Genomic DNA, 18,582 nt, shown 5'->3' with positions numbered 1-18,582 from the left:
AAAAATGGCCCGAAGGCCATAAAGACCTCCGGGCCAAGGAATAGGGCTGCTCTGTACGAGCCGCCTTCGGGTCGCGCCATTTGTGTACGCCTTGAATTGCCCCCGGCGCGTGACGGGGATCACGCCTCATCAGGAATCGACACCTAGCTTCTTCCCCTAACCCGCCTGGATGGGTTAAGCCCGATGCAGTCGTGCAGCGTTCGCCGCATCGGCTAAGGGGCTGTGTCTTTGGATTTCGAAAGTCAGATCGAGGCTATCGGGGCGATTTTTCGGTGCGATCGGCAATCTGCCGAATCCCTTGCCCGCGTCCTGATTCCGCAGCGCCTGGCCACCAAGGACATCCTGGCCCGCCAGGGCGAACCCTCGCACAATTGCTGGCTGGTCATCGACGGCGCACTGCGAGTCGAGACATATGGGCTGGAAGGGCAGCGCCAGCAGGTGGCGCAGCATGGGCCTGGCGAATTCTTCGGCGCCTATCCGGCCGCCACGGTGCACCGCGCCGAGATCAGCGCCTTGCTGGATTGCCAGCTACTCTGCGCCGAAGCCCCGAAAATCGCCGAACTCGTGGCCGGAAACGTCCAGATCGCGGCGGGTATGGCGCGCCTCCTCGCCCGCCAGCTCGACCGCGCGCTGGACCGCATGGTAACGCGCATGACGTATAGCGCGGCCGGGCGGGTCTATGCCGAACTGGTCGCTTTGGCCGACGGTCGCGACCGGATCGTGCCCTCGCCCCGGGTCACCACTCTGGCGCTCGGCGCCAACACCACCCGCGAAACAGCATCGCGCGCCATCGCCGCCTTGATCCGCCGCGGGATCATCAGCCGTGACGACGAGCAACTCACCATCCATGCACCGCGCATGCTGGCCGAGTTGATCTGCTGAAAGCGATTCGCGCTGCGATCAGGTGGCAGTGAGGCGGCAGAACAACCCGATCGGCACGTCGCCAATGCTCGTGACGATCTCTCCCGCCGATTCGAAACGGTAGCGCGGCGCCAGGATATCCAGCGCGGCCACTTGCGGCCACGATGCGCAGATGCTGCCCGGCGGGGCCGCGCGGGCCAACAGAACGGCCAGTTCGCCCGAGGCTTCCAGCGCTTCCTCCACCGCCACGGCCCGACTGTCGAGCCCCAGACGGACCTCCGGCGCGAGTCGCAGGGCCGCCTCCGCGTAGCTCATGGCCGTCACCAGGTCTGCAAAGCCCAGGATTTCACCGCCTTCCCCATGCACCTTCGCGACGGGTTCATGACCGGCAATCGCGGGCAGCGGCTCCGCGGAAGCGACAATCGCCAGGTTCGAGGCCGGGTCCAGTGCCCCGCCCCGTGCCGGCAGCCAGTTTTCGAGGTTCACTTTGCAGACCGGCAGGTCCTGTGCGCGCCATTCCGTTTCGGCCAGCGCCGGATCGTCGGTCGGGCGCGAGACATGGAGCGCCAAGGCCCGTGTCGCCAGACTTCGTGCATGGCGCAAGGCCAGCCCCATGGCCACGCGCGCGCCGTTCAGGATCGCCGCTTCGGACAGGCCGGCATTGCCGCCCAGCACCTCGACCACGTCGGCCTCCTCGATCAGGCGATCGAACCGCTCGCCCCACTGGCTGTCGTATTGCGCGACCGAAATTTCCCGGAACCGTGCGATCGCCGTCGGCAGCACGACATGAAGCCTGGCGCCGCGCGCCAGGGCCATTTCCGCCACGAGGATGTCCGCACCGGCCGCCAATGCGCCGAAGACGGCGCCCGGCCGGATCTCGTCGAGCACGCTTTCCAGCTTCGCGCGCACTTCGGCCTCATCGTCCGGAAGACCGATGATCCCGTAGAAATAGAGGCTGGGCGGCGGCTGGAGATGATCGAACAAGTCGGGCGACCGGCCCAGCCGTTCGAGTATCTGCCGAAACTGCCGCAGCGTTACCGCGTGGTCTTCCCAGGCTTCCGGGGCCGCCTGCATGGCCCGTTCCAGCGCTTCGCGGCTCGCCTGCGGATCGTCCAGCAGCAGCAGCGCCTCGGCCTCGGTCGCGCCCAGCCAGTAGCGTGTCTCCGGCTCGTGTGCGCCGCTCGCCAGGATGTCCAGGATACGGCCGGCGATGTCCCGCGCCTCCTTGGGACGGTCGTTGAGGAAGGCGATGGTGGCCGCGTTGATGAGCGGATAAGTCGCCGGGCGGCCGCCCGCGGCCTGTAGGTAGGCCTCCTGAGCCTGTTCGAGCAGGCTGGCCCGGTCGCCGCCCAAGCTGCGCAGCCCGCGATCCTTGAGCAGGCGGCCCTTGAGGCTGAGCGCATCGGGGGCGGAAGAGGCGCCGAGGCCTGTTTCCTCGAACATGCGCCAGGCCCGCAGGGTGTCGCCCGCACGCGCGATCTGCCTGATTCTGGCAAGGGCAGGAAGAGTCACGGGCGCACCCCTTGGAGGATTGGAAAGTCAGAAGCGCTGCGGCGGCGGGTTCTTGATGTCGGGATCGATGGTAAGGCCGATCCAGCGGGGTTCGCAGCGGGTGCCCTGCAGCAGGTCGACGTTGATGTTGAACGGATGCTTGGTCCCGAACTTCCCGCCGCGATTGAAACGCGCCTGGAAGCGGACGACCTTGTAGCGATCGAGTTCCTCGTCGTATTTGCTGTATTCAAGGCCGCCATAGAATGAGGAGAGCGCTTCCTTGGTCGTGATGGCATCCCACTGCTTCGAGAAATAGAGCTGGTCGCCTACCAGTTCGATCTCCACCTTGCTGTCGCAAGTGATGGGAATGTAGTCCAGATCCTTGCCGTCCACCACTTCGTAATGCAGCGAAATCTGCTCATCCACGACTTCGAGCGTCACGCGGAACGGCACGACAGTGGCATCGTCCGACAGGCCGAGATCGAAGGACGGCGAGAGGCCGTACTGGGTATAATTGAGCGTAGACATGCGTTTTCCCCTAAACTTCTGAAAAGCCTCCCTTCAAAAGCCGCCGGCTTCTGGCGCGAGGCCCGGATTCGGATCAGTCTTCCAACGGACGGGCCAGCTTCATCTGCCAGAGCCGCCAGTCGTTGTTTTCCGGATCGGATGCGATGAGCCGGGCGACATCGTCCCGCGCTTCGTCCCGCAACTGTTCCGCACGCCCCTTCTCGCCGAGACTATAGAGCAATTGCGCATTCGAATAGCGCGCCAGCATCCAGTCCTGCTGATAGGTGGCATTCTTGGGATCTTCCCGCACCAGGCGCTGCACGATGGCCGCCTGCTTCGCCCGCTCCCCAAGCGCTTCCACGTCGCGCCCCTGTGCCCGCAGGGCGTCCGCCATCCAGGCGTGACGGTTGGCGATATCGGCATCGAGGCTGCGGTCCTGCGGCTCCATCCGGGCCACGCGCTCCATCGTGCGAAGCGCATTGCCGCATTCGGCGAGCTGCTCTTCCGGCCCCTTCCGGGTGACGGCGATCGTGCAGATATTGCCTTCCGCATAGGCCAGTTCGCGCCAGTAGGCCTGGTTGCCGGGCACCAGGCGCACGAGGTGTTCCGCCAGCGCCCGATAGGCCAGGAACCGCGGCAGGGCCTTGTCGTAGCGCTTGGCTATGAAGTCCACGTAGCCGAGCCAGAATTCGCTCTGGGCATGGGCGAAGATGCGCGAGGGATCGCGCGGATCGGCTGCCAGCAAAGTGCCGGTGACGCGGTGCGCCTCGCTGAACTTGGCCAGGGCGCCGGCATGGTCGCCGCGCTTGTGGTCGTCTTCCCCCATTGCGTGGAGGATGCGGGCGCGGCGTTCCAGCGAGTCGGCCGGGAGGGCTTTGAGGTCCGACTGGTCGGCATAGAAATCGAGCGCGCGTTCGTTGACCGATTGCAGCACATCCAGGCGGCCCACGCCTTCCAGCCGCTGTCTGAGATCCGTCAACATGAACTCGATCAATCCTTCGGCCTGCTGTCGCTGATGTTCCGCCTCCATTTGCGCACGCAGCGCAAAGATCAGCATCAGGGCCATGGATAAAGTAAGCAGCACCGTAAGGAGCGTGATGGCAATCACACGGCGCAATTGACGTTGCGCATCGCGCTGGATGATCTGGTCCAGCGCGATGCCGGTAAGGCCCGCGACGATCTTGAGCCGGGCCAGCTTGCGCCCGTCATGCTCGGCGCGGAAATCCGCCGCGATCGGTTCGTGGACCACGCCGTTCGCATCGGGGCCGACCAGCGAGACCGGGAAGCTGTCCTCCGGTTCTCCCTCCAGCAGCGCGGCGATCACCGGCCGGTCGGGATGGAGGCTGCGGAACAGCTCGATCTCGGCATCGACCCAGCGCGAATTGCGCGCCGCGGGGGAACACAGCACCAGCAGCACATCGGATTGCGACAGCGCCTGGCGCACTTCCTGGTCGAGGCTGGAGGCCGCGGGCAGTTCAGCGCGATCCCGGAAGATCGGCGTGACGCGGCGCGGAACTTCCCCCGCGCGGGTGACGGTGCCGACCAGCCGCGCAGGGATGCGATAGGATTCCAGCCAGCGGTGCAGCTGGCCGGCAAAGCGCTCGTCGGCATGGCTATAGCTCAGGAACGCGCGGTAGCGGCGCGTTCCCTCATTCCCCGCGATGTCCTGTTCCGCCGTCATCGGCAATAAACGACCATCTGCCAACGCCCCTGAAAGCCTTTGAATCGGCTCCATCCCTTATGGTTCAATAGCGGCCCGCCGCCTGTTCGTCGCCCCATAGTCCCGCCGTCCTCTCCCCTACCAGATGGGCAGGGCGGTGCAACGTTCGAAAAGCGCTGCGAAATTTCGCGCGTGGACCGGGATTTTCCCTGAGATCGCGCCGTTGCCAGAGGAGCCGTTTGACTTCATCGGTTGCAACCGTGATCCTGCGCGCAGGAGATGCGATGAGTCGGAACGGCCCCAGCCCCGAGCTACGCCACATCGATGTGGTTATCGACGCGGTACGTTCGCCGAGCAGCGCCGGTGTTTCGGCCGTGACGGCGTCATGGTGCCGCTCTCTCCTCCACCATGGACTCGATCCCGGCACGGGCGCCAAGCGCGCCCGCGTGGACCTTGCCACCCTTGGCCATCGGCGCAGCGAACATGCCGCCCTGCTGGCCGTGGCAGGCCCGGTGCTGGACCAGATGTACCGCTCCGTCGGCAGATCGGGCTGCGGCGTGGTGCTCAGCGATCCGACCGGCATCGTGCTCGACCGCCGGGTGGGCGATGGCGACGCCGCCGAGTTCGACGCGGTGGGCCTTGTGGAAGGCGGCCGCTGGGGCGAGGCGGAGGAAGGCACCAACGGCATCGGCACCTGCCTCTTCGAGGACCAGCCCGTCGTCATTCACCGCGACCAGCACTTCGCCAGCCGCAATGTCGGCATCAGCTGCATGGACGCCCCGCTCCACGATCCGCACGGGCGGCTGGCGGGCGCGCTCGACGTCTCCAGCTACCGCCAGGACCATGGCCCCGCGATGGCGGAACTCGTCTCCGCCCTGGTGCGCGACGCGGCCCGCCGGATCGAACGCGATTACTTCTGCCAGCATTTCGCCGGTTCGCGCATCGTGTTCCTGGCCGACGATCCGGTTCACGGCACGGCTCTCCTGGCCACCGACCGCGACGACCTGGTGATCGGCGCCAGCCGTGGCGCGCGCGCGCGGCTGCGGCTCACGGACGCCATGCTCTGCCGCCCCCGTCCGCTCGACCAGGTGCTGGGCGCGGCGTCGTCCGGCCCTTCCTTCGAGGACGGCGACCGCACCGTCCTGCGCCAGGCGCTGGCGCAGGCCGGAGGCAACGCCAGTTCGGCGGCGCGCATCCTGGGCGTGGGCCGCGCCACCCTCTATCGCCGCATGGCCAAGGCCGGCCTCTCGCGCTAGGGCCATCGGGCTCAGGCCATCGGGCCCAGGAGAAATCCGCAAACTGTCTCGCGGGTGAGACACCAAGGCCGGCTCGCCCGCCCCCACCCGCTTCCGCAATCCTTTCCACTGCGCAACACTCATCCTCGCTGAGACGCCACCAGGCGCCGCAAGAGAGGATATATCCGTGGACGCACTTGTTCAGGACCGGACCGCACTCCAGGCCCCCTTCGCAGAACGCTACGACAACTTCATCGGCGGTGCCTGGGTCGCGCCGAAGGCCGGTCGCTACTTCGACAATATCTCCCCGATCACCGGGCAGGTCGTGGGCCGGATCGCCCGCTCGGACGCTTCCGACATCGAGGCCGCGCTCGACGCCGCCCATGCCGCCAAGGACGCCTGGGGCAAGGCCTCCGTCGCCGAACGCGCACGCGTGCTCAATCTCATCGCCGACCGCATGGAAGAGAACCTGCAGCGTCTCGCCACGGCCGAGACCTGGGACAACGGCAAGCCGATCCGCGAGACCCTGGCCGCCGACGTACCTCTCGCCATCGACCATTTCCGCTACTACGCCGGTGTGATCCGGGGTCAGGAGGGCGCGATCAGCGAGATCGACCAGGATACCGTCGCCTACCATTTCCACGAGCCGCTGGGCGTCGTCGGCCAGATCATTCCCTGGAACTTCCCGCTGTTGATGGCCGCCTGGAAGCTCGCCCCGGCCCTGGCGGCAGGCAATTGCGTGGTGCTCAAGCCTGCGGAGCAGACGCCGGCCTCGATCATGGTCTGGGCGGAGATCGTCGGCGACCTGCTGCCGCCGGGCGTGCTCAACATCGTCAACGGCTTCGGCCTGGAAGCGGGCAAGCCGCTCGCCTCGTCCAGCCGCATCGCCAAGATCGCCTTCACCGGCGAGACGACGACCGGCCGCCTCATCATGCAATACGCCAGCGAGAACCTGATCCCGGTGACGCTGGAGCTGGGCGGCAAGTCTCCCAACATCTTCTTCGAGGACGTGGCCGCCGCCGATGACGACTTCTTCGACAAGGCGATCGAGGGCTTCGTGATGTTCGCGCTGAACCAGGGCGAAGTCTGCACCTGCCCCAGCCGCGCGCTGATCCAGGAAAGCATCTACGATCGCTTCATGGAGCGCGCCCTGCAGCGCGTGGCCGCCATCGTCCAGGGCAACCCGCTCGATCCCGCGACGATGATCGGCGCGCAGGCATCCTCCGAACAGCGCGAGAAGATCCTCTCCTACTTCGACATCGGCCGCCAGGAAGGCGCCGAAATCCTGATCGGCGGCGAGGCGGCGGAACTGGAAGGCGAACTTGCGGGCGGCTATTACGTCAAGCCGACCGTGTTCAAGGGCCATAACAAGATGCGGATCTTCCAGGAGGAGATCTTCGGCCCCGTGGTTTCGGTCACCACCTTCAAGGACGCGGACGAAGCGCTCTCCATCGCCAACGACACGCTTTACGGGCTCGGCGCGGGCGTGTGGAGCCGCGACGCCAACACCTGCTACCGCTTCGGCCGCGAGATCAAGGCCGGGCGCGTCTGGACCAACTGCTATCACGCCTACCCGGCCCATGCGGCCTTCGGCGGCTACAAGCAGTCGGGCATCGGGCGCGAGACCCACAAGATGATGCTGGACCACTACCAACAGACGAAGAACATGCTGGTCAGCTACAGCCCCCGGAAGCTCGGATTCTTCTGAGCTTCACCCCCGGCGCGCGCCGCACCGCTCTCTCCCGCTCGCGGCGCGCGCCCCCCACCCCCCGACCACCTGACTATCCCCCGAGAGGAGTGTTCCAATGGCCAAGACCATGAAGGCTGCCGTCGTGCGTGAATTCGGAAAACCGCTGACGATCGACGAAGTACCGGTTCCCGAAGTCGGCCCCGGCCAGATCCAGGTGGCGATCCAGGCCTCCGGCGTCTGCCACACCGACCTTCATGCCGCCGAGGGCGACTGGCCGGTGAAGCCCAACCCGCCGTTCATTCCGGGCCACGAAGGCGTAGGCTATGTCAGCCAGGTCGGCGCGGGCGTCACTCATGTGAAGGAGGGCGACCGGGTGGGCGTGCCCTGGCTCTACACCGCCTGCGGCCACTGCGTGCATTGCCTGGGCGGATGGGAAACCCTTTGCGAAACCCAGCTCAACACCGGCTACTCGGTCAACGGCGGCTTTGCGGACTATGTGGTCGCCGATCCCAACTATGTCGGCCATCTGCCCGGCAATATCAGCTTCACCGAGATCGCGCCGGTGCTCTGCGCAGGCGTCACGGTCTACAAGGGCCTGAAGATGACCGACACCAGGCCCGGCGACTACGTGGCGATCAGCGGCATCGGCGGGCTGGGCCACATGGCCGTGCAATATGCCGTTGCCATGGGCCTCAACGTCGCGGCGATCGACATCGACGACGGCAAGCTGGACCTTGCCCGCAGGCTGGGCGCGACGATCACGGTCAATGCCCGCAACGAGGATCCGGCCACGATCATCAAGCGCGAGACCGGCGGCGGGGTCAACGGCGTGCTGGTGACGGCGGTGAGCGAGAAAGCCTTCGAACAGGCCATCGGCGTGACCGCACGCGGCGGCACCGTGGCGCTCAACGGCCTGCCACCCGGCGACTTCCCGCTCAACATCTTCGGCATGGTGCTCAACGGCATCACCGTGCGCGGCTCGATCGTCGGCACCCGGCTGGACTTGCAGGAATCCATAGACTTCGCAGCGCAAGGCAAAGTCAGGGCAACCGTCGAGACCGCGAAGATCGAGGACATCAACACCATCTTCGATCGCATGCACAAGGGCCAGATCGAAGGGCGCGTCGTCCTCGACATGGCCGGATGAGGCTGAGGCAAGGCGGAACGACGCAAGGTCGAACGAAGAGAACAGGAGTTCGCCGGGGTGACGAATGAGGTAAAACGGGTCGCCGCCACCCCGGCGGCACTTGAACTGGTCGCGGAACTGACCGCCGAATACGGTCCGGTGCTGTTCCACCAATCGGGCGGCTGCTGCGACGGGTCTTCCCCCATGTGCTACCCGCAAGGCGAGTTCCGCATCGGCGAGGGCGACATCCTGCTAGGCGAAGTGAGCGGCGCGCCCGTTTACATCGGCCGGGCGCAAGGCATGGCCTGGGCGCATACCCAGCTCATCCTGGACGTCGTTCCCGGCCGGGGCGGCATGTTCAGCCTGGACAACGGCCGCGAACGCCGCTTCCTGACGCGCGGCCGTGTCTTCACCGAGGACGAGTTGCGGCAGTTGGACAAGGGTTCGGGCTCGCCCTGAAGGCTGGCCCTGCCCGCTGCGCTGGCAACCGCGACGTCACCCAGAGCGCCCGCAAGATCCCGAGCGCCGGAGCAGGCCCGACAAGGGATCCTGAAACACTTCAGGATGCCGCAGCTGCCCAGAAACGAAGCGCCCTGCGAAACGGCACATGCGCGTTCCGCCGGCCGTTTCAGCGGGACCCCGGCGCGCCGATGGTGAACGCATATGTCAGCGGCTTCAGCGCGATGCGATAGGGCATGTGCGCCCGGCCATCGAGGTTCCAGCCGGTGTCCCCGCCCACGCCCGCCTGCGCCGCATCGATCAGCAGGGTGCCGTTGCCATGCGGGTGGATGTCGGCGCTATGGGCCTGCCCGGGCGGCTTCATGGCGAGGTCCGCATAAGGGAAAGCAAGCGCATTGACCGACAGCGGCTGCGCGCCGGTGACGCGAAGCCCGGTCCTGGCACCTGTCAGTTCGATCCAGCGCACGTCGGTCTTGTTGCCCGATTCCTGCGGCCTTGCGTAATCGTGGAACTGGTCCGCGAGAGTGCCCTGCCACTGGGCGACGAGGCCGCCGGTCTTGCGATCGGCGTAAGTCTCCTGCGGACCGCGGCCGAACCAGCGAACCTGGTCGAGCACGGCGGGCGTCTCGAAAGCCAGGCCCAGGCGGAGCGGATCGGGCAGCGTGTCGCGCAGCGGCTCGAAATGGACAGTGACCCCCACCGAGCCGTCGGCGGCCATGGTCCAGCGCGTTTCGGTCTTCACCGAGCCCACACCCATGTCATGGCGCACGACCACGGCATTGCCGTCCCGCTCGACCGCCTCGACGCGGCGATGCTCGGAGAAATACTGCCACATGGCATGGCTCTTGGGTACGCCGGCGCCGACATCGTTGTCAGTGGGCGATCGCCAGAAATTGGGCGCTCCTCCCGTAAGCAGCAGCTTGCCGCCGCGGGCGTAGCGGGTGACGAGGCCGGTCGCCTTGTCGATCTCCAGCACGGCATCGCCCGAGGCGAGGCGCATGGCAGATGCGGTTTCACTGGGCGCGACCGTGCCTGCCGCCGCCGCGACGACGGCCGGCGCGGTCAAGGCGAACTGCTCCCAGCCCACCACATGCCCGGCGGGCTGCGTCGGCACGGCGCCGGCCTTGGCGCGGGCACGCAGCACGAGGATGCGCTCGGCCGAGCCGTCCCTGGCCGCCGGAACCGGCACCACCAGCGCAGCAGACCCCCCGGCGGCCACGTCCGGCGTCACCAGCGCGCCGCTGGCCACGTCCTTGCCGTTCTCCATGACCGTCCAGTCGAGCGTGAAGCGCGAAAGGTCGACATGGTCGTGGCGATTGACCACGCGGTAGCCGCCCGCATCGTGGGTGAAGGCGATGGGCGCCTGGACCTTGGCGAGTTCGTAATATTCGGGATCGGGCGTACGATCGGACTGGATCACGCCGTCGCCCACCGGGCTGTCGTCGCCGTGCAGGCCCGCGTCCTTCGGATCGGGATCGTAGTCCAGGCCCTGACCCCAATAGGCCCGCCCGTCCTTGTCCTTCAGCTCCATGGTCTGGTCCACCCAGTCCCAGATGAAGCCGCCCTGCAGCTTGGGGTAGCGGCGCATCGTATCCCAGTAACCCTGGAGATCGCCCAGGCTGTTACCCATCGAATGGGCATATTCGCACAGGATCAGGGGCTGGGTGAACGCCGGGTCCTGGGCGTAGTCGATCATCTTCGGCACGTCGTCGTACATGGGTGCGAAGATGTCGACATAGCTGTTCACCGGGTGGCGCCAGTTGCTCATGCTCCAGCCGAGGAAGTTGATCAGGCGACTGGGATCGTTCGCCCGCACCCACTTGGCGGCGGCTTCGAAATTGGTGCCGATGCCGGTCTCGTTGCCCAGCGACCAGAAGATGATCGAGGGGTGGTTGCGGTCGCGCCGAACCATGCGCTCCACCCGGTCGAGATGGGCGGCCTGCCACTTGGGATCGTTGCCCAGCAGGTACTTGGGATCGTTGCCATGTTCCTGCGAGAGGCTGAGGTAGCCGTGGCTCTCGATATTGGCCTCGTCCATGACGTAGAGGCCATATTCGTCGGCAAGGTCGTACCAGCGCGGGTCGTTGGGGTAGTGCGAGGTGCGCACGGCATTGACGTTCGCCGCCTTCATCAGTTCGATGTCGCGGCGCATCGTCTCTTCGGAGACGACGTGGAAGGTCTTCGGGTCGTGCTCGTGGCGATTGACGCCGCGGATCATCACGCGCTTGCCGTTCACGCGCACTTCGCCCCCGGCGATCTCCACGGTGCGGAAGCCGATGCGGCGGCTGGTGGCCTCCACCAGCCTGCCGTCGGCGTCGAGCAGTTCGACAAGCAATGTGTAGAGCTGCGGGTCCTCGGCCGACCATGTCCGCACCGAGGGCACGCCCGCCTCAAGGGACACCGTGCCCCCTTGCGCTGTGCCGCCGCGCGTCAGCACTTCCCGCTTGCCGTCGAGCAGCGTCGCGCGCAGGCGCATCGCCTGGGGCTGGCCAGCCAGGTCGACTTTCACGGTCAGCTTGCCGTCGCGATAGGCGTTCTCCAGCCCGGCATCGACCGTGAGATCGCGGATATGCGTGGCCGGCGCCGCGTAGAGCGTCACGCTCCGCTCGATCCCGTTGACGCGCCAGAAGTCCTGATCTTCCAGATAACTGCCATCGGCGAAGCGGTAGAGTTCGATGGCGACGGTGTTGCTGCCGGCATGGGCATAGCGGGTCACGTCGAACTCGGCGGGGAGCTTGGAATCCTCGGAGTAACCGACGCGCTGGCCGTTGACCCAGATGTAATAGGCCGCGCCCGCCGCGCCCACCGTCAGCAAGAGGCGGCGGCCGGACCAATTCGCAGGCACCGTGAAGTCGCGGCGATAGGAGCCGACTTCATTGAGGCGATGGTCGATCCATGGCTGGTCGCGCGGGAAGGGGTAGCCGCTGCCGACGAAGACCGGGCGGCCGTGCCCTTCGGCCTGGAGGATGCCCGGCACTTTCATTGTGCCCCAGCCGCTCACGTCGAAATCGGGCTTGAAGAATTCGGCCGGGCGGCTTTCCGGTGTGGGGGAGAGATGGAACTTCCAGTCCCCGTCCAGCGACAAGTGATAGCGCGATTTCGCCACGTCGCGCGAAAGGGCACCGGCGCGTGTCTCGAAGCCGTCGAAAGTGGTGCGCATGGGCTCGGCGCCCTGCCGGATCACCTGGGGCTGTTCCCATTCTGCCGGGGCCGAACGATCGGCCGGAGATGCGGGGGCGGGCTGGGCCGTGGCGGTCTGGGCCATCGCGTTCTGGGCCATGGCGGCTTGCGCCAGCAGGAGCCCGGTCATGAGCCCGCCCACCGCGCAGCTGTTCAGGAAATGTCGCACCAATCCGCCCCTTGCCGACCCCCACCGGGCCGCCCCGCGCCGGGAAGCCCCTCGCGGGAATGAAACCGTGAAAGCCGGATCGAGCCGGCCGTTTGATATATCGTATACTTCGTGGGGCGAATTGCAAGGCGGCGGGCAGCGGCTTTCCTCTGCCGAGGAAGCATTCGCTGAGCGGTGCGGCCTGTGGTATGGCCGTGCCATTCGGATCGGGAGCACGGAAATGGGTGTGACGGGTATCGGCGGCTTCTTCTTCCGGGCGAAGGACCCGGAGGCGCTGAAGAATTGGTATGCCGAACATCTCGGCGTCGGCGCATCGCCGCATGGCGCCTGGGATACCCAGGCCGGCCCAAGCGTTTTCGCACCCTTCCCCGCCGATAGCGACTATTTCGCGGCCGAAAAGGCGTGGATGCTGAACTTGCGGGTGGACGATCTCGACGCGCTTTGCGCGCGGCTGCTCGCCTCGGGCGTGGCCGTGGTGACCAATCCCGAATGGAACATGCCGGGCGTCGGCCGCTTCGCCCGCATCCATGACCCGGAAGGCAACCCGCTCGAACTGTGGCAACCTGACGACTAGGCCCGAAGTCCGGTCCCCCATCCCTGCCGACCCCTCAGCCTGGGCCGGCCTGCCTCAGAATGCGATTTCCTTGCCTTCGAAATCGAAGAGCTTGCCGCTGTCAGTCACTTTCAGCTCCTCGATCACGTCCAGCAATTGCAGCGCCGCGCGTTCGGCATCGAACAGGCTGCCGGGCGGAACATTGCCCTGAAACGGGCGCGACAGGGCCGTGTCGACCGTGCCGGGATGGAGCGCCACCACGATGGTGCGCTCGCTGCGGCGCCGTTCCTCGATGGCGAGATTGCGCACCAGCATGTTGAGCGCCGCTTTCGACGCACGATAGCCGTGCCAGCCGCCCAGCCGGTTGTCGCTGATCGAACCGACCCGGGCCGAGAGCGCCGCGAAGACCGATGGCGCCCCGCTGCCGGTTCCCGCCCCCGGTCCCGTCCGCGACCTGGGCATGAGCGGCAGGAAATGCTTCGCCACCAGCGCCGGCCCGATGGCATTGACCGCATAGAGCCGGGCCAGCCATGCAGGATCGAGATCGCGCAGCGCCTTCTCCGGGCCGTGGTCCTCCTCGTGGAGCAGCCCGGTGGCCACGATCACCAGCCCCGGCGGCGGCCCTGCGGCCACGCGGGCGGCGGCAGCGGCAATGCTGGCCTCGTCAAGCAGGTCGAGGTGATCCGCCCCGGTCCGCGATCGCGCGAAGCCATGGACGACCTCGTAAGCGCCTTCCTCGATCAGAGCCGCCTCGAACGCGGCGCCGATCCCGCCGGATGCGCCGATGACGACGGCGGAGGACCGGCCCGCGTTGCTCACGAGCGGGTGAACCGCCAGCGGTCGGCATCGCTCTCGGCCGCATCGAAGCGATAGCCGTCGCTGTCGAAACCGCGCATGGCGTCGATCTCGGTGACGTGGTGCTCGCAAAGCCAGCGCGCCATCATGCCGCGTGCGCGCTTGGCATTGAAGCTGACGAAGCGCGGGCCGTTCGGGCCGGGCTCACGGAATTCCACCTCGATCACCCGGACGCCCGGCAACTTTCCGGAGACGGCCGCGAAATACTCCTGGCTGGCCAGGTTGAGCACGGTTTCCGACCCCTCTTCCGCCAGCTGCTCCAGCAGGAACCCGGCGATGCGATCGCCCCACCAGTCGGTCAGGCTCTTGTGGCGCGGCGCCCAGCGCGTGCCCATTTCCAGTCGGTAGGGCCGGATCGCGTCGAGAGGCCGCAAGAGTCCGTAAAGGCCGGAAAGCATGCGAACATGATCCTGCGCGAAGGCGACCCCGGCCTCGTCCAGGGTATGCGCCTCGAAGCCGGTGTAGACGTCGCCGGCAAAGGCGAAGAGCGCCTGCCGTTCGGGCAGTTCCGCGAAGTCGCGAAAGCGATCGGCGTTGAGCTTGGCGAGACGCGGCGAGATGTGCATCAGCTCGGAAAGCCGCTTCTGCGTCAGGTTCGCCGCAGACCGTGCCAGGCTGCCCGCCTCCTCAGCGAAATGCGGGGTGGTGACGGCAAGGGGCGGCAGGGCGCGCTCGAAATCGAGCGTTTTCGCGGGAGACAGGAGAGCGATCATCGATCGCGCGGTAGCGGGGGCGGACGACCACGTCAAACCGCCCCGCATGCCTCGGAAGCCCGGTCAGCGGGGGCACTTCACCGGGTCGTTGCGCTTGCAGGCGGGATTGGCGCGTTCCCAGGTCGTGCGGGCCGCCTGGTAGTCCTGCACGGCCGCGTCGTGCTGGCGCACGGCTTCGGCATAGGCCGCCTGCTCGCGGTCCTGCCGCGCGGTCTCCGTGGCGATGGCGGCCTCACGCGCCTGTTCGCGCGCCACGTTGTCCTCGACTTGCGCCCGCGCTGCCTGCGCCTGCTGCTCGTTCAGTGCCTTGCGCCGCGCTTCTGCGTCGCCGGCCTCGGCGCCCTGGGGCAGACCCATCTCGGCCACGCTCTGCCCTGCAACCTTTTCACGAGGCGCGCCGGCAGTGGGCGCCGGTTGGGCCAGCACGCTGACAGGCACCAGAACGAGCGCGGAAGCCAACAGGGACAGGTTGCGGATGCGTTTCATGAATGGATTCCTTCGGTAATCGTCGGGGTCGCTCGCGGATGACACTAATCCGCAAACGGGAACGGCGTCGAGGCTGAGAAACGACCAGCGGCCCGGCCCGGTTCCAAACAGGGAAACCGAGACCGGGCCGCGGCGAAAACCGCCGTTTGCGCCAGTCCGTTTACGCGTCGAGATCGACCGCCATTTCGCGCGGCCAGTGACGCAGCGCGCGGCAGGCCTTGAGGAAGGCGCCGGCATCCTTGGCACCGCCCAGTTTCAGGCAGGCCTCGTCGAGATCACCGGCTATCCCGGCCTTGGCGAAGATCGCCTCCGCCGCGCCGGTGTAACCGATGAACTTGCAATGCGCGAAGGCGTCAGTGACGAAATCCTTCGCCGCCGCATCCATCGCGAGCAGCCCCGCGCCCTCCCCGGACACCACCAGAGCCACGGCATCGAACAGCACCGAAGGGCCGCCGTCGATCTTGTGCCTGGCGGCCAGACGGGTCCCGTCCGACAGTGTCACGCCGCCGACTTTGGGTGCGATCACCTCATAGACGGCGCCCTCGGCCTCCACCGCGTTGAGCAGGGCGGAGAGCACCGCCGCGTCGGCGCCGTCACTCACAAGTATGCCGAGCTTGCGGCCCTTGAAGTCCGCTGGACCGTTCTTGACGATGCTCAGCTTGTCCGAAGCCGGAAGGTCCGCGATCGGCTCGCGCGATGCGACCGCGGGATCGGGCAACGGCAGGCCCAGCCCGTCGGCCACGGTGCCTGCCAGCCCGGGGTCGATGCGGATCAGGTGGGAGACGGTACGCGCGCGAATGTCCGGGCGCTCCACTTTCGACAGCTCGAACACGAGGGCATCGGCAATGTGCTTCTGCTCGACGGGCGCCTGGCTCACGAAGAACTGCCGTGCCTGGCTATAGTGATCGGCGAAGGTTTCCGACCGCACCCGCTGCTTCTGGCCCTCTGCCGTCTCGGCATAGCTGGTGAAGCCGCGCACGGGATCCTCGCGCGGGCCGCCCTGCTCGGCGCCCCAGCTGTTCGGTTCGTAATTCGCCCGACCCTTGGGATTGCGCATGGCCATGTGCCCGTCCTGCTGGAAATGAGCCATGGGGCACTTGGGCGCGTTGATCGGAATATGCGTGAAGTTGGGTCCGCCCAGCCGCTTGATCTGGGTGTCGAGGTAGGAGAAGTTGCGGCCCTGAAGCAGCGGGTCGTTCGAGAAATCGATCCCCGGCGGCACGTTCTGGGTGCAGAAGGCCACTTGCTCGGTCTCTGCGAAGAAGTTGTCCACCACCCGGTCGAGCACCAGGCGGCCGACGACGCGGATCGGCACGAGTTCCTCGGGGATGAGCTTGGTGGCATCGAGCACGTCGAAGTCGAAGCTGTCGGCAAAGGCATCGTCGAACAGCTGGACGCCCAGTTCCCATTCGGGGAAGTCGCCCGCGTTGATGGCGTCCCACAAGTCGCGGCGATGGAAGTCCGGATCGGCGCCGTTGATCTTGACCGCCTCGTTCCAGACCACCGATTGCAGCCCCTGTTTCGGCTTCCAGTGGAACTTGACGAACGTGGACTTGCCCTCGGCGTCCAGCAGCCGGAAGGTGTGCACGCCGAAGCCTTCCATGGTGCGGAAAGAGCGCGGAATGGCGCGGTCCGACATGGTCCACATGATCATGTGGAAGCTTTCCGGCGTCAGGCTGACGAAGTCCCAGAAATTGTCGTGCGCGGTCTGGGCCTGCGGGAAATTGCGATCCGGCTCGGGCTTGGCGGCATGGACGAGATCGGGGAACTTCATCGCGTCCTGGATGAAGAAGACCGGGATGTTGTTGCCTACCAGGTCCCAGTTGCCCTCCTGGGTGTAGATCTTGACCGCAAAGCCGCGCACGTCCCGCGCAAGGTCGAACGAACCCTTTGATCCGGCCACGGTGGAAAAGCGGACGAAGGCGGGCGTGCGCTCGCCGACGCGCTGGAACACGTCGGCCCGGCTGACATCGGCCAGGCTGTCCGTCAATTCGAAGTAGCCGTGAGCGCCGTAGCCGCGCGCGTGGACGACGCGCTCGGGGATGCGCTCATGGTCGAAGTGGAAGATCTTCTCGCGGAAATGGAAGTCTTCCAGAAGCGTCGGCCCGCGCGCGCCCTGCTTCAGGCTGTTCTGGTCGTCCGAAACCGGCACGCCCTGCTGGGTCGTCAGCGCCGCAACGCCCTCCCCCGCACTCTGGCGGGTTTCTCCGCCGGAACCTTGGGTCTCGGCGTAGCTATGGGAGATCGCGGCGTCTCCCGGAACCGGGTCGGCCCTGGCGGGCGTTTCGCCGCCGATATCGGCGGCGCTGATGTCAGATGGAGCCTTCTTCGACGGCGTCTTTTTCGACGGCGTCTTCTGGGCGGGTGCACGCTTCGCGGAAGCTTTCGTGGGGGTCTTGGCCATGGGCTATCCTCGCTGGGATGAGATGGCACCGATGCTCTCGCAGGCCGCCGCTTCGGCATACCTGCATGCTCGGTGTCTGTGCCCGATAACCCCGCCCGCGAAGGGGAGTTGCCGCCGATCCGCCGAAATTAACCTAGGTCATCGCGATTATGCCCGGGCCGGGCGCAAGGCGGTCTTGCCGCGCGACGGAAGCCTTTCCTCGGGCCGCAGGGTGAGGACGCGCACGCCATTCCGGGTGACCGCCACCGTGTGCTCGAACTGGGCGGACAACTTGCCGTCCACCGTCACCACCGTCCAACCGTCATCCTCTGTGCGGACCATGCGCCGCCCCTGGTTCAGCATCGGCTCGATCGTGAAGACCATGCCTTCTTCCAGCCTCACGCCTGTACCCGGCCGGCCGAAATGGAGCACTTCGGGCTTCTCGTGCATTTCCCGGCCGATGCCGTGTCCGCAATATTCCCGCACGACCGAATAGCCGGCTTTCTTGGCGTGATGCTCGATGGCGTGGCCGACATCGCCCAGCCGCGCGCCGGGCCGAACCGCCTGGATGCCTTTCCACATGGCCTCATATGTCGTCTTCACCAGACGCGCGGCCGCAGGCGCGATCTCGCCCACGGCATAAGTCTTGCTGGAATCGGCAATGAAGCCGTTCTTTTCGAGAGTGATGTCGAAATTGACGATGTCTCCCGCCCGCAACGTCTCGGTCCCGGAAGGGACCCCGTGGCACACGACATCGTTGCGGGAGCAGTTCAGCACATAGCCATAGCCGTACTGCCCCTTGCTGGCGGGCCGCGCCGCCAGTTGGTGGACGATCATGTGCTCCACCAGATCGTTGATCTCCATGGTCGTCCGCCCGGCGAGCGGCTGTCCATCTAGGAACGTGAACACCGATGCCAGAAGACGGCCGGATTCGGCCATGAGTTCGATTTCCTCCGGCGTCTTGATCATGGCACGCGCGCCCCGCAGGCCCGATCGTCAGGGTCGACCCCCGCCTCCCTGAGTTCGCGAATGACGATCTGCTGGAACGTGAGCTGTGGGTTCAACTCGCAGAGCATGCCGATCCTGATCCAGAAAGCCGCCTGCGCGTTGATCGAACGATAGGACGCCTTGCTGGCCTTGCGGAGCTGGTCGTGCAGCTCATCCTCGATATTGACGATACCCATGCAACCGGCCTTTACCTTATGGGCCATATA

General features: G+C 66.5%; 16 protein-coding genes. 6 read left to right on the top strand and 10 right to left on the bottom strand.

From position 1 onward, the window contains the following. The first annotated feature begins 222 nt into the window (after positions 1–222). The gene (locus EDF57_RS07355) at positions 223–882 is read left to right on the top strand and encodes a Crp/Fnr family transcriptional regulator (protein WP_243654419.1); all 660 of its coding nucleotides are present in this window, start codon (positions 223–225) and stop codon (positions 880–882) included. An 18-nt stretch (positions 883–900) separates the two neighbouring features. On the opposite strand, the gene EDF57_RS07350 is transcribed toward EDF57_RS07355, so the two are convergent. The 3 genes from EDF57_RS07350 to EDF57_RS07340 all read right to left on the bottom strand — a co-directional run bounded on the left by EDF57_RS07350 (position 901) and on the right by EDF57_RS07340 (position 4,540). Continuing rightward, complete coding sequence (locus EDF57_RS07350) at positions 901–2,373, bottom strand: TRAFs-binding domain-containing protein (RefSeq protein ID WP_134093675.1); 1,473 nt, start codon at positions 2,371–2,373, stop codon at positions 901–903. 27 nt (positions 2,374–2,400) lie between these two features. Then, positions 2,401–2,880: a nucleotide synthetase gene (locus EDF57_RS07345; protein ID WP_132269249.1), complete on the bottom strand. Its 480-nt coding sequence runs from the start codon at positions 2,878–2,880 to the stop codon at positions 2,401–2,403. Between the two features lie 73 nt (positions 2,881–2,953). Next, on the bottom strand, positions 2,954–4,540 hold the full coding sequence (locus EDF57_RS07340) for a toll/interleukin-1 receptor domain-containing protein (RefSeq protein ID WP_134093673.1): 1,587 nt from the start codon (positions 4,538–4,540) through the stop codon (positions 2,954–2,956). A gap of 263 nt (positions 4,541–4,803) precedes the next feature. Between EDF57_RS07340 and EDF57_RS07335 the strand changes: the two genes are divergently transcribed. From EDF57_RS07335 to EDF57_RS07320, 4 genes are all read left to right on the top strand, one after another. Further along, positions 4,804–5,775 carry a GAF domain-containing protein gene (locus EDF57_RS07335; RefSeq protein ID WP_134093672.1) on the top strand — a complete coding sequence of 324 codons (972 nt, stop codon included), beginning with the start codon at positions 4,804–4,806 and terminating at the stop codon, positions 5,773–5,775. Between the two features lie 166 nt (positions 5,776–5,941). Further along, the gene (gene adh / locus EDF57_RS07330; RefSeq protein WP_134093671.1) at positions 5,942–7,462 is read left to right on the top strand and encodes an aldehyde dehydrogenase; all 1,521 of its coding nucleotides are present in this window, start codon (positions 5,942–5,944) and stop codon (positions 7,460–7,462) included. Between the two features lie 97 nt (positions 7,463–7,559). Then, positions 7,560–8,591, top strand: coding sequence for an alcohol dehydrogenase AdhP (adhP, locus tag EDF57_RS07325; protein WP_132269242.1), 1,032 nt, complete (start codon positions 7,560–7,562; stop codon positions 8,589–8,591). 57 nt (positions 8,592–8,648) lie between these two features. Then, positions 8,649–9,029: a DUF779 domain-containing protein gene (locus EDF57_RS07320; RefSeq protein ID WP_134093670.1), complete on the top strand. Its 381-nt coding sequence runs from the start codon at positions 8,649–8,651 to the stop codon at positions 9,027–9,029. Between the two features lie 169 nt (positions 9,030–9,198). On the opposite strand, the gene EDF57_RS07315 is transcribed toward EDF57_RS07320, so the two are convergent. Further along, positions 9,199–12,378 carry a glycoside hydrolase family 2 TIM barrel-domain containing protein gene (locus EDF57_RS07315; RefSeq protein ID WP_243840939.1) on the bottom strand — a complete coding sequence of 1,060 codons (3,180 nt, stop codon included), beginning with the start codon at positions 12,376–12,378 and terminating at the stop codon, positions 9,199–9,201. A gap of 220 nt (positions 12,379–12,598) precedes the next feature. Here EDF57_RS07315 and EDF57_RS07310 point away from each other — a divergent pair, with 220 nt between their 5' ends. After that, positions 12,599–12,952 (top strand): VOC family protein, encoded by a 354-nt coding sequence (locus EDF57_RS07310; RefSeq protein WP_134093669.1) that lies wholly within the window; start codon positions 12,599–12,601, stop codon positions 12,950–12,952. Positions 12,953–13,006: 54 nt separating this feature from the next. Here EDF57_RS07310 and EDF57_RS07305 read toward each other — a convergent pair whose 3' ends face one another. The 6 genes from EDF57_RS07305 to EDF57_RS07280 all read right to left on the bottom strand — a co-directional run bounded on the left by EDF57_RS07305 (position 13,007) and on the right by EDF57_RS07280 (position 18,552). Further along, the gene (locus EDF57_RS07305; RefSeq protein WP_134093668.1) at positions 13,007–13,750 is read right to left on the bottom strand and encodes an SDR family NAD(P)-dependent oxidoreductase; all 744 of its coding nucleotides are present in this window, start codon (positions 13,748–13,750) and stop codon (positions 13,007–13,009) included. Next, on the bottom strand, positions 13,747–14,499 hold the full coding sequence (yaaA, locus tag EDF57_RS07300; RefSeq protein WP_134093667.1) for a peroxide stress protein YaaA: 753 nt from the start codon (positions 14,497–14,499) through the stop codon (positions 13,747–13,749). Before yaaA ends, EDF57_RS07305 begins: the two co-directional genes overlap by 4 nt. Positions 14,500–14,562: 63 nt before the next feature. Further along, complete coding sequence (locus EDF57_RS07295) at positions 14,563–14,985, bottom strand: hypothetical protein (RefSeq protein ID WP_134093666.1); 423 nt, start codon at positions 14,983–14,985, stop codon at positions 14,563–14,565. A 160-nt stretch (positions 14,986–15,145) separates the two neighbouring features. Then, positions 15,146–17,389, bottom strand: coding sequence for a catalase (locus EDF57_RS07290; protein WP_134093665.1), 2,244 nt, complete (start codon positions 17,387–17,389; stop codon positions 15,146–15,148). A 147-nt stretch (positions 17,390–17,536) separates the two neighbouring features. Continuing rightward, the gene (gene map / locus EDF57_RS07285; RefSeq protein ID WP_134093664.1) at positions 17,537–18,337 is read right to left on the bottom strand and encodes a type I methionyl aminopeptidase; all 801 of its coding nucleotides are present in this window, start codon (positions 18,335–18,337) and stop codon (positions 17,537–17,539) included. Continuing rightward, positions 18,334–18,552 (bottom strand): ParD-like family protein, encoded by a 219-nt coding sequence (locus tag EDF57_RS07280; RefSeq protein WP_134093663.1) that lies wholly within the window; start codon positions 18,550–18,552, stop codon positions 18,334–18,336. Before EDF57_RS07280 ends, map begins: the two co-directional genes overlap by 4 nt. Positions 18,553–18,582 lie beyond the last annotated feature (30 nt).

Source organism: Novosphingobium sp. PhB55 (assembly GCF_004368805.1).
GTDB lineage: Bacteria > Pseudomonadota > Alphaproteobacteria > Sphingomonadales > Sphingomonadaceae > Novosphingobium.
The sequence above is the reverse complement of the archived record's forward strand: the minus strand, read 5'-3'. Positions and strand labels throughout refer to the sequence as shown.

Bases quoted from the DNA above. Each gene is read 5' to 3' on its own strand.
- EDF57_RS07290 (WP_134093665.1), bottom strand. From the start codon at position 17,389: ATGGCCAAGACCCCCACGAAAGCTTCCGCGAAGCGTGCACCCGCCCAG.
- EDF57_RS07310 (WP_134093669.1), top strand. From the start codon at position 12,599: ATGGGTGTGACGGGTATCGGCGGCTTCTTCTTCCGGGCGAAGGACCCG.
- adhP (WP_132269242.1), top strand. From the start codon at position 7,560: ATGGCCAAGACCATGAAGGCTGCCGTCGTGCGTGAATTCGGAAAACCG.
- EDF57_RS07340 (WP_134093673.1), bottom strand. From the start codon at position 4,540: ATGACGGCGGAACAGGACATCGCGGGGAATGAGGGAACGCGCCGCTAC.
- EDF57_RS07280 (WP_134093663.1), bottom strand. From the start codon at position 18,552: ATGGGTATCGTCAATATCGAGGATGAGCTGCACGACCAGCTCCGCAAG.
- EDF57_RS07335 (WP_134093672.1), top strand. From the start codon at position 4,804: ATGAGTCGGAACGGCCCCAGCCCCGAGCTACGCCACATCGATGTGGTT.
- EDF57_RS07345 (WP_132269249.1), bottom strand. From the start codon at position 2,880: ATGTCTACGCTCAATTATACCCAGTACGGCCTCTCGCCGTCCTTCGAT.
- map (WP_134093664.1), bottom strand. From the start codon at position 18,337: ATGATCAAGACGCCGGAGGAAATCGAACTCATGGCCGAATCCGGCCGT.
- yaaA (WP_134093667.1), bottom strand. From the start codon at position 14,499: ATGATCGCTCTCCTGTCTCCCGCGAAAACGCTCGATTTCGAGCGCGCC.
- EDF57_RS07295 (WP_134093666.1), bottom strand. From the start codon at position 14,985: ATGAAACGCATCCGCAACCTGTCCCTGTTGGCTTCCGCGCTCGTTCTG.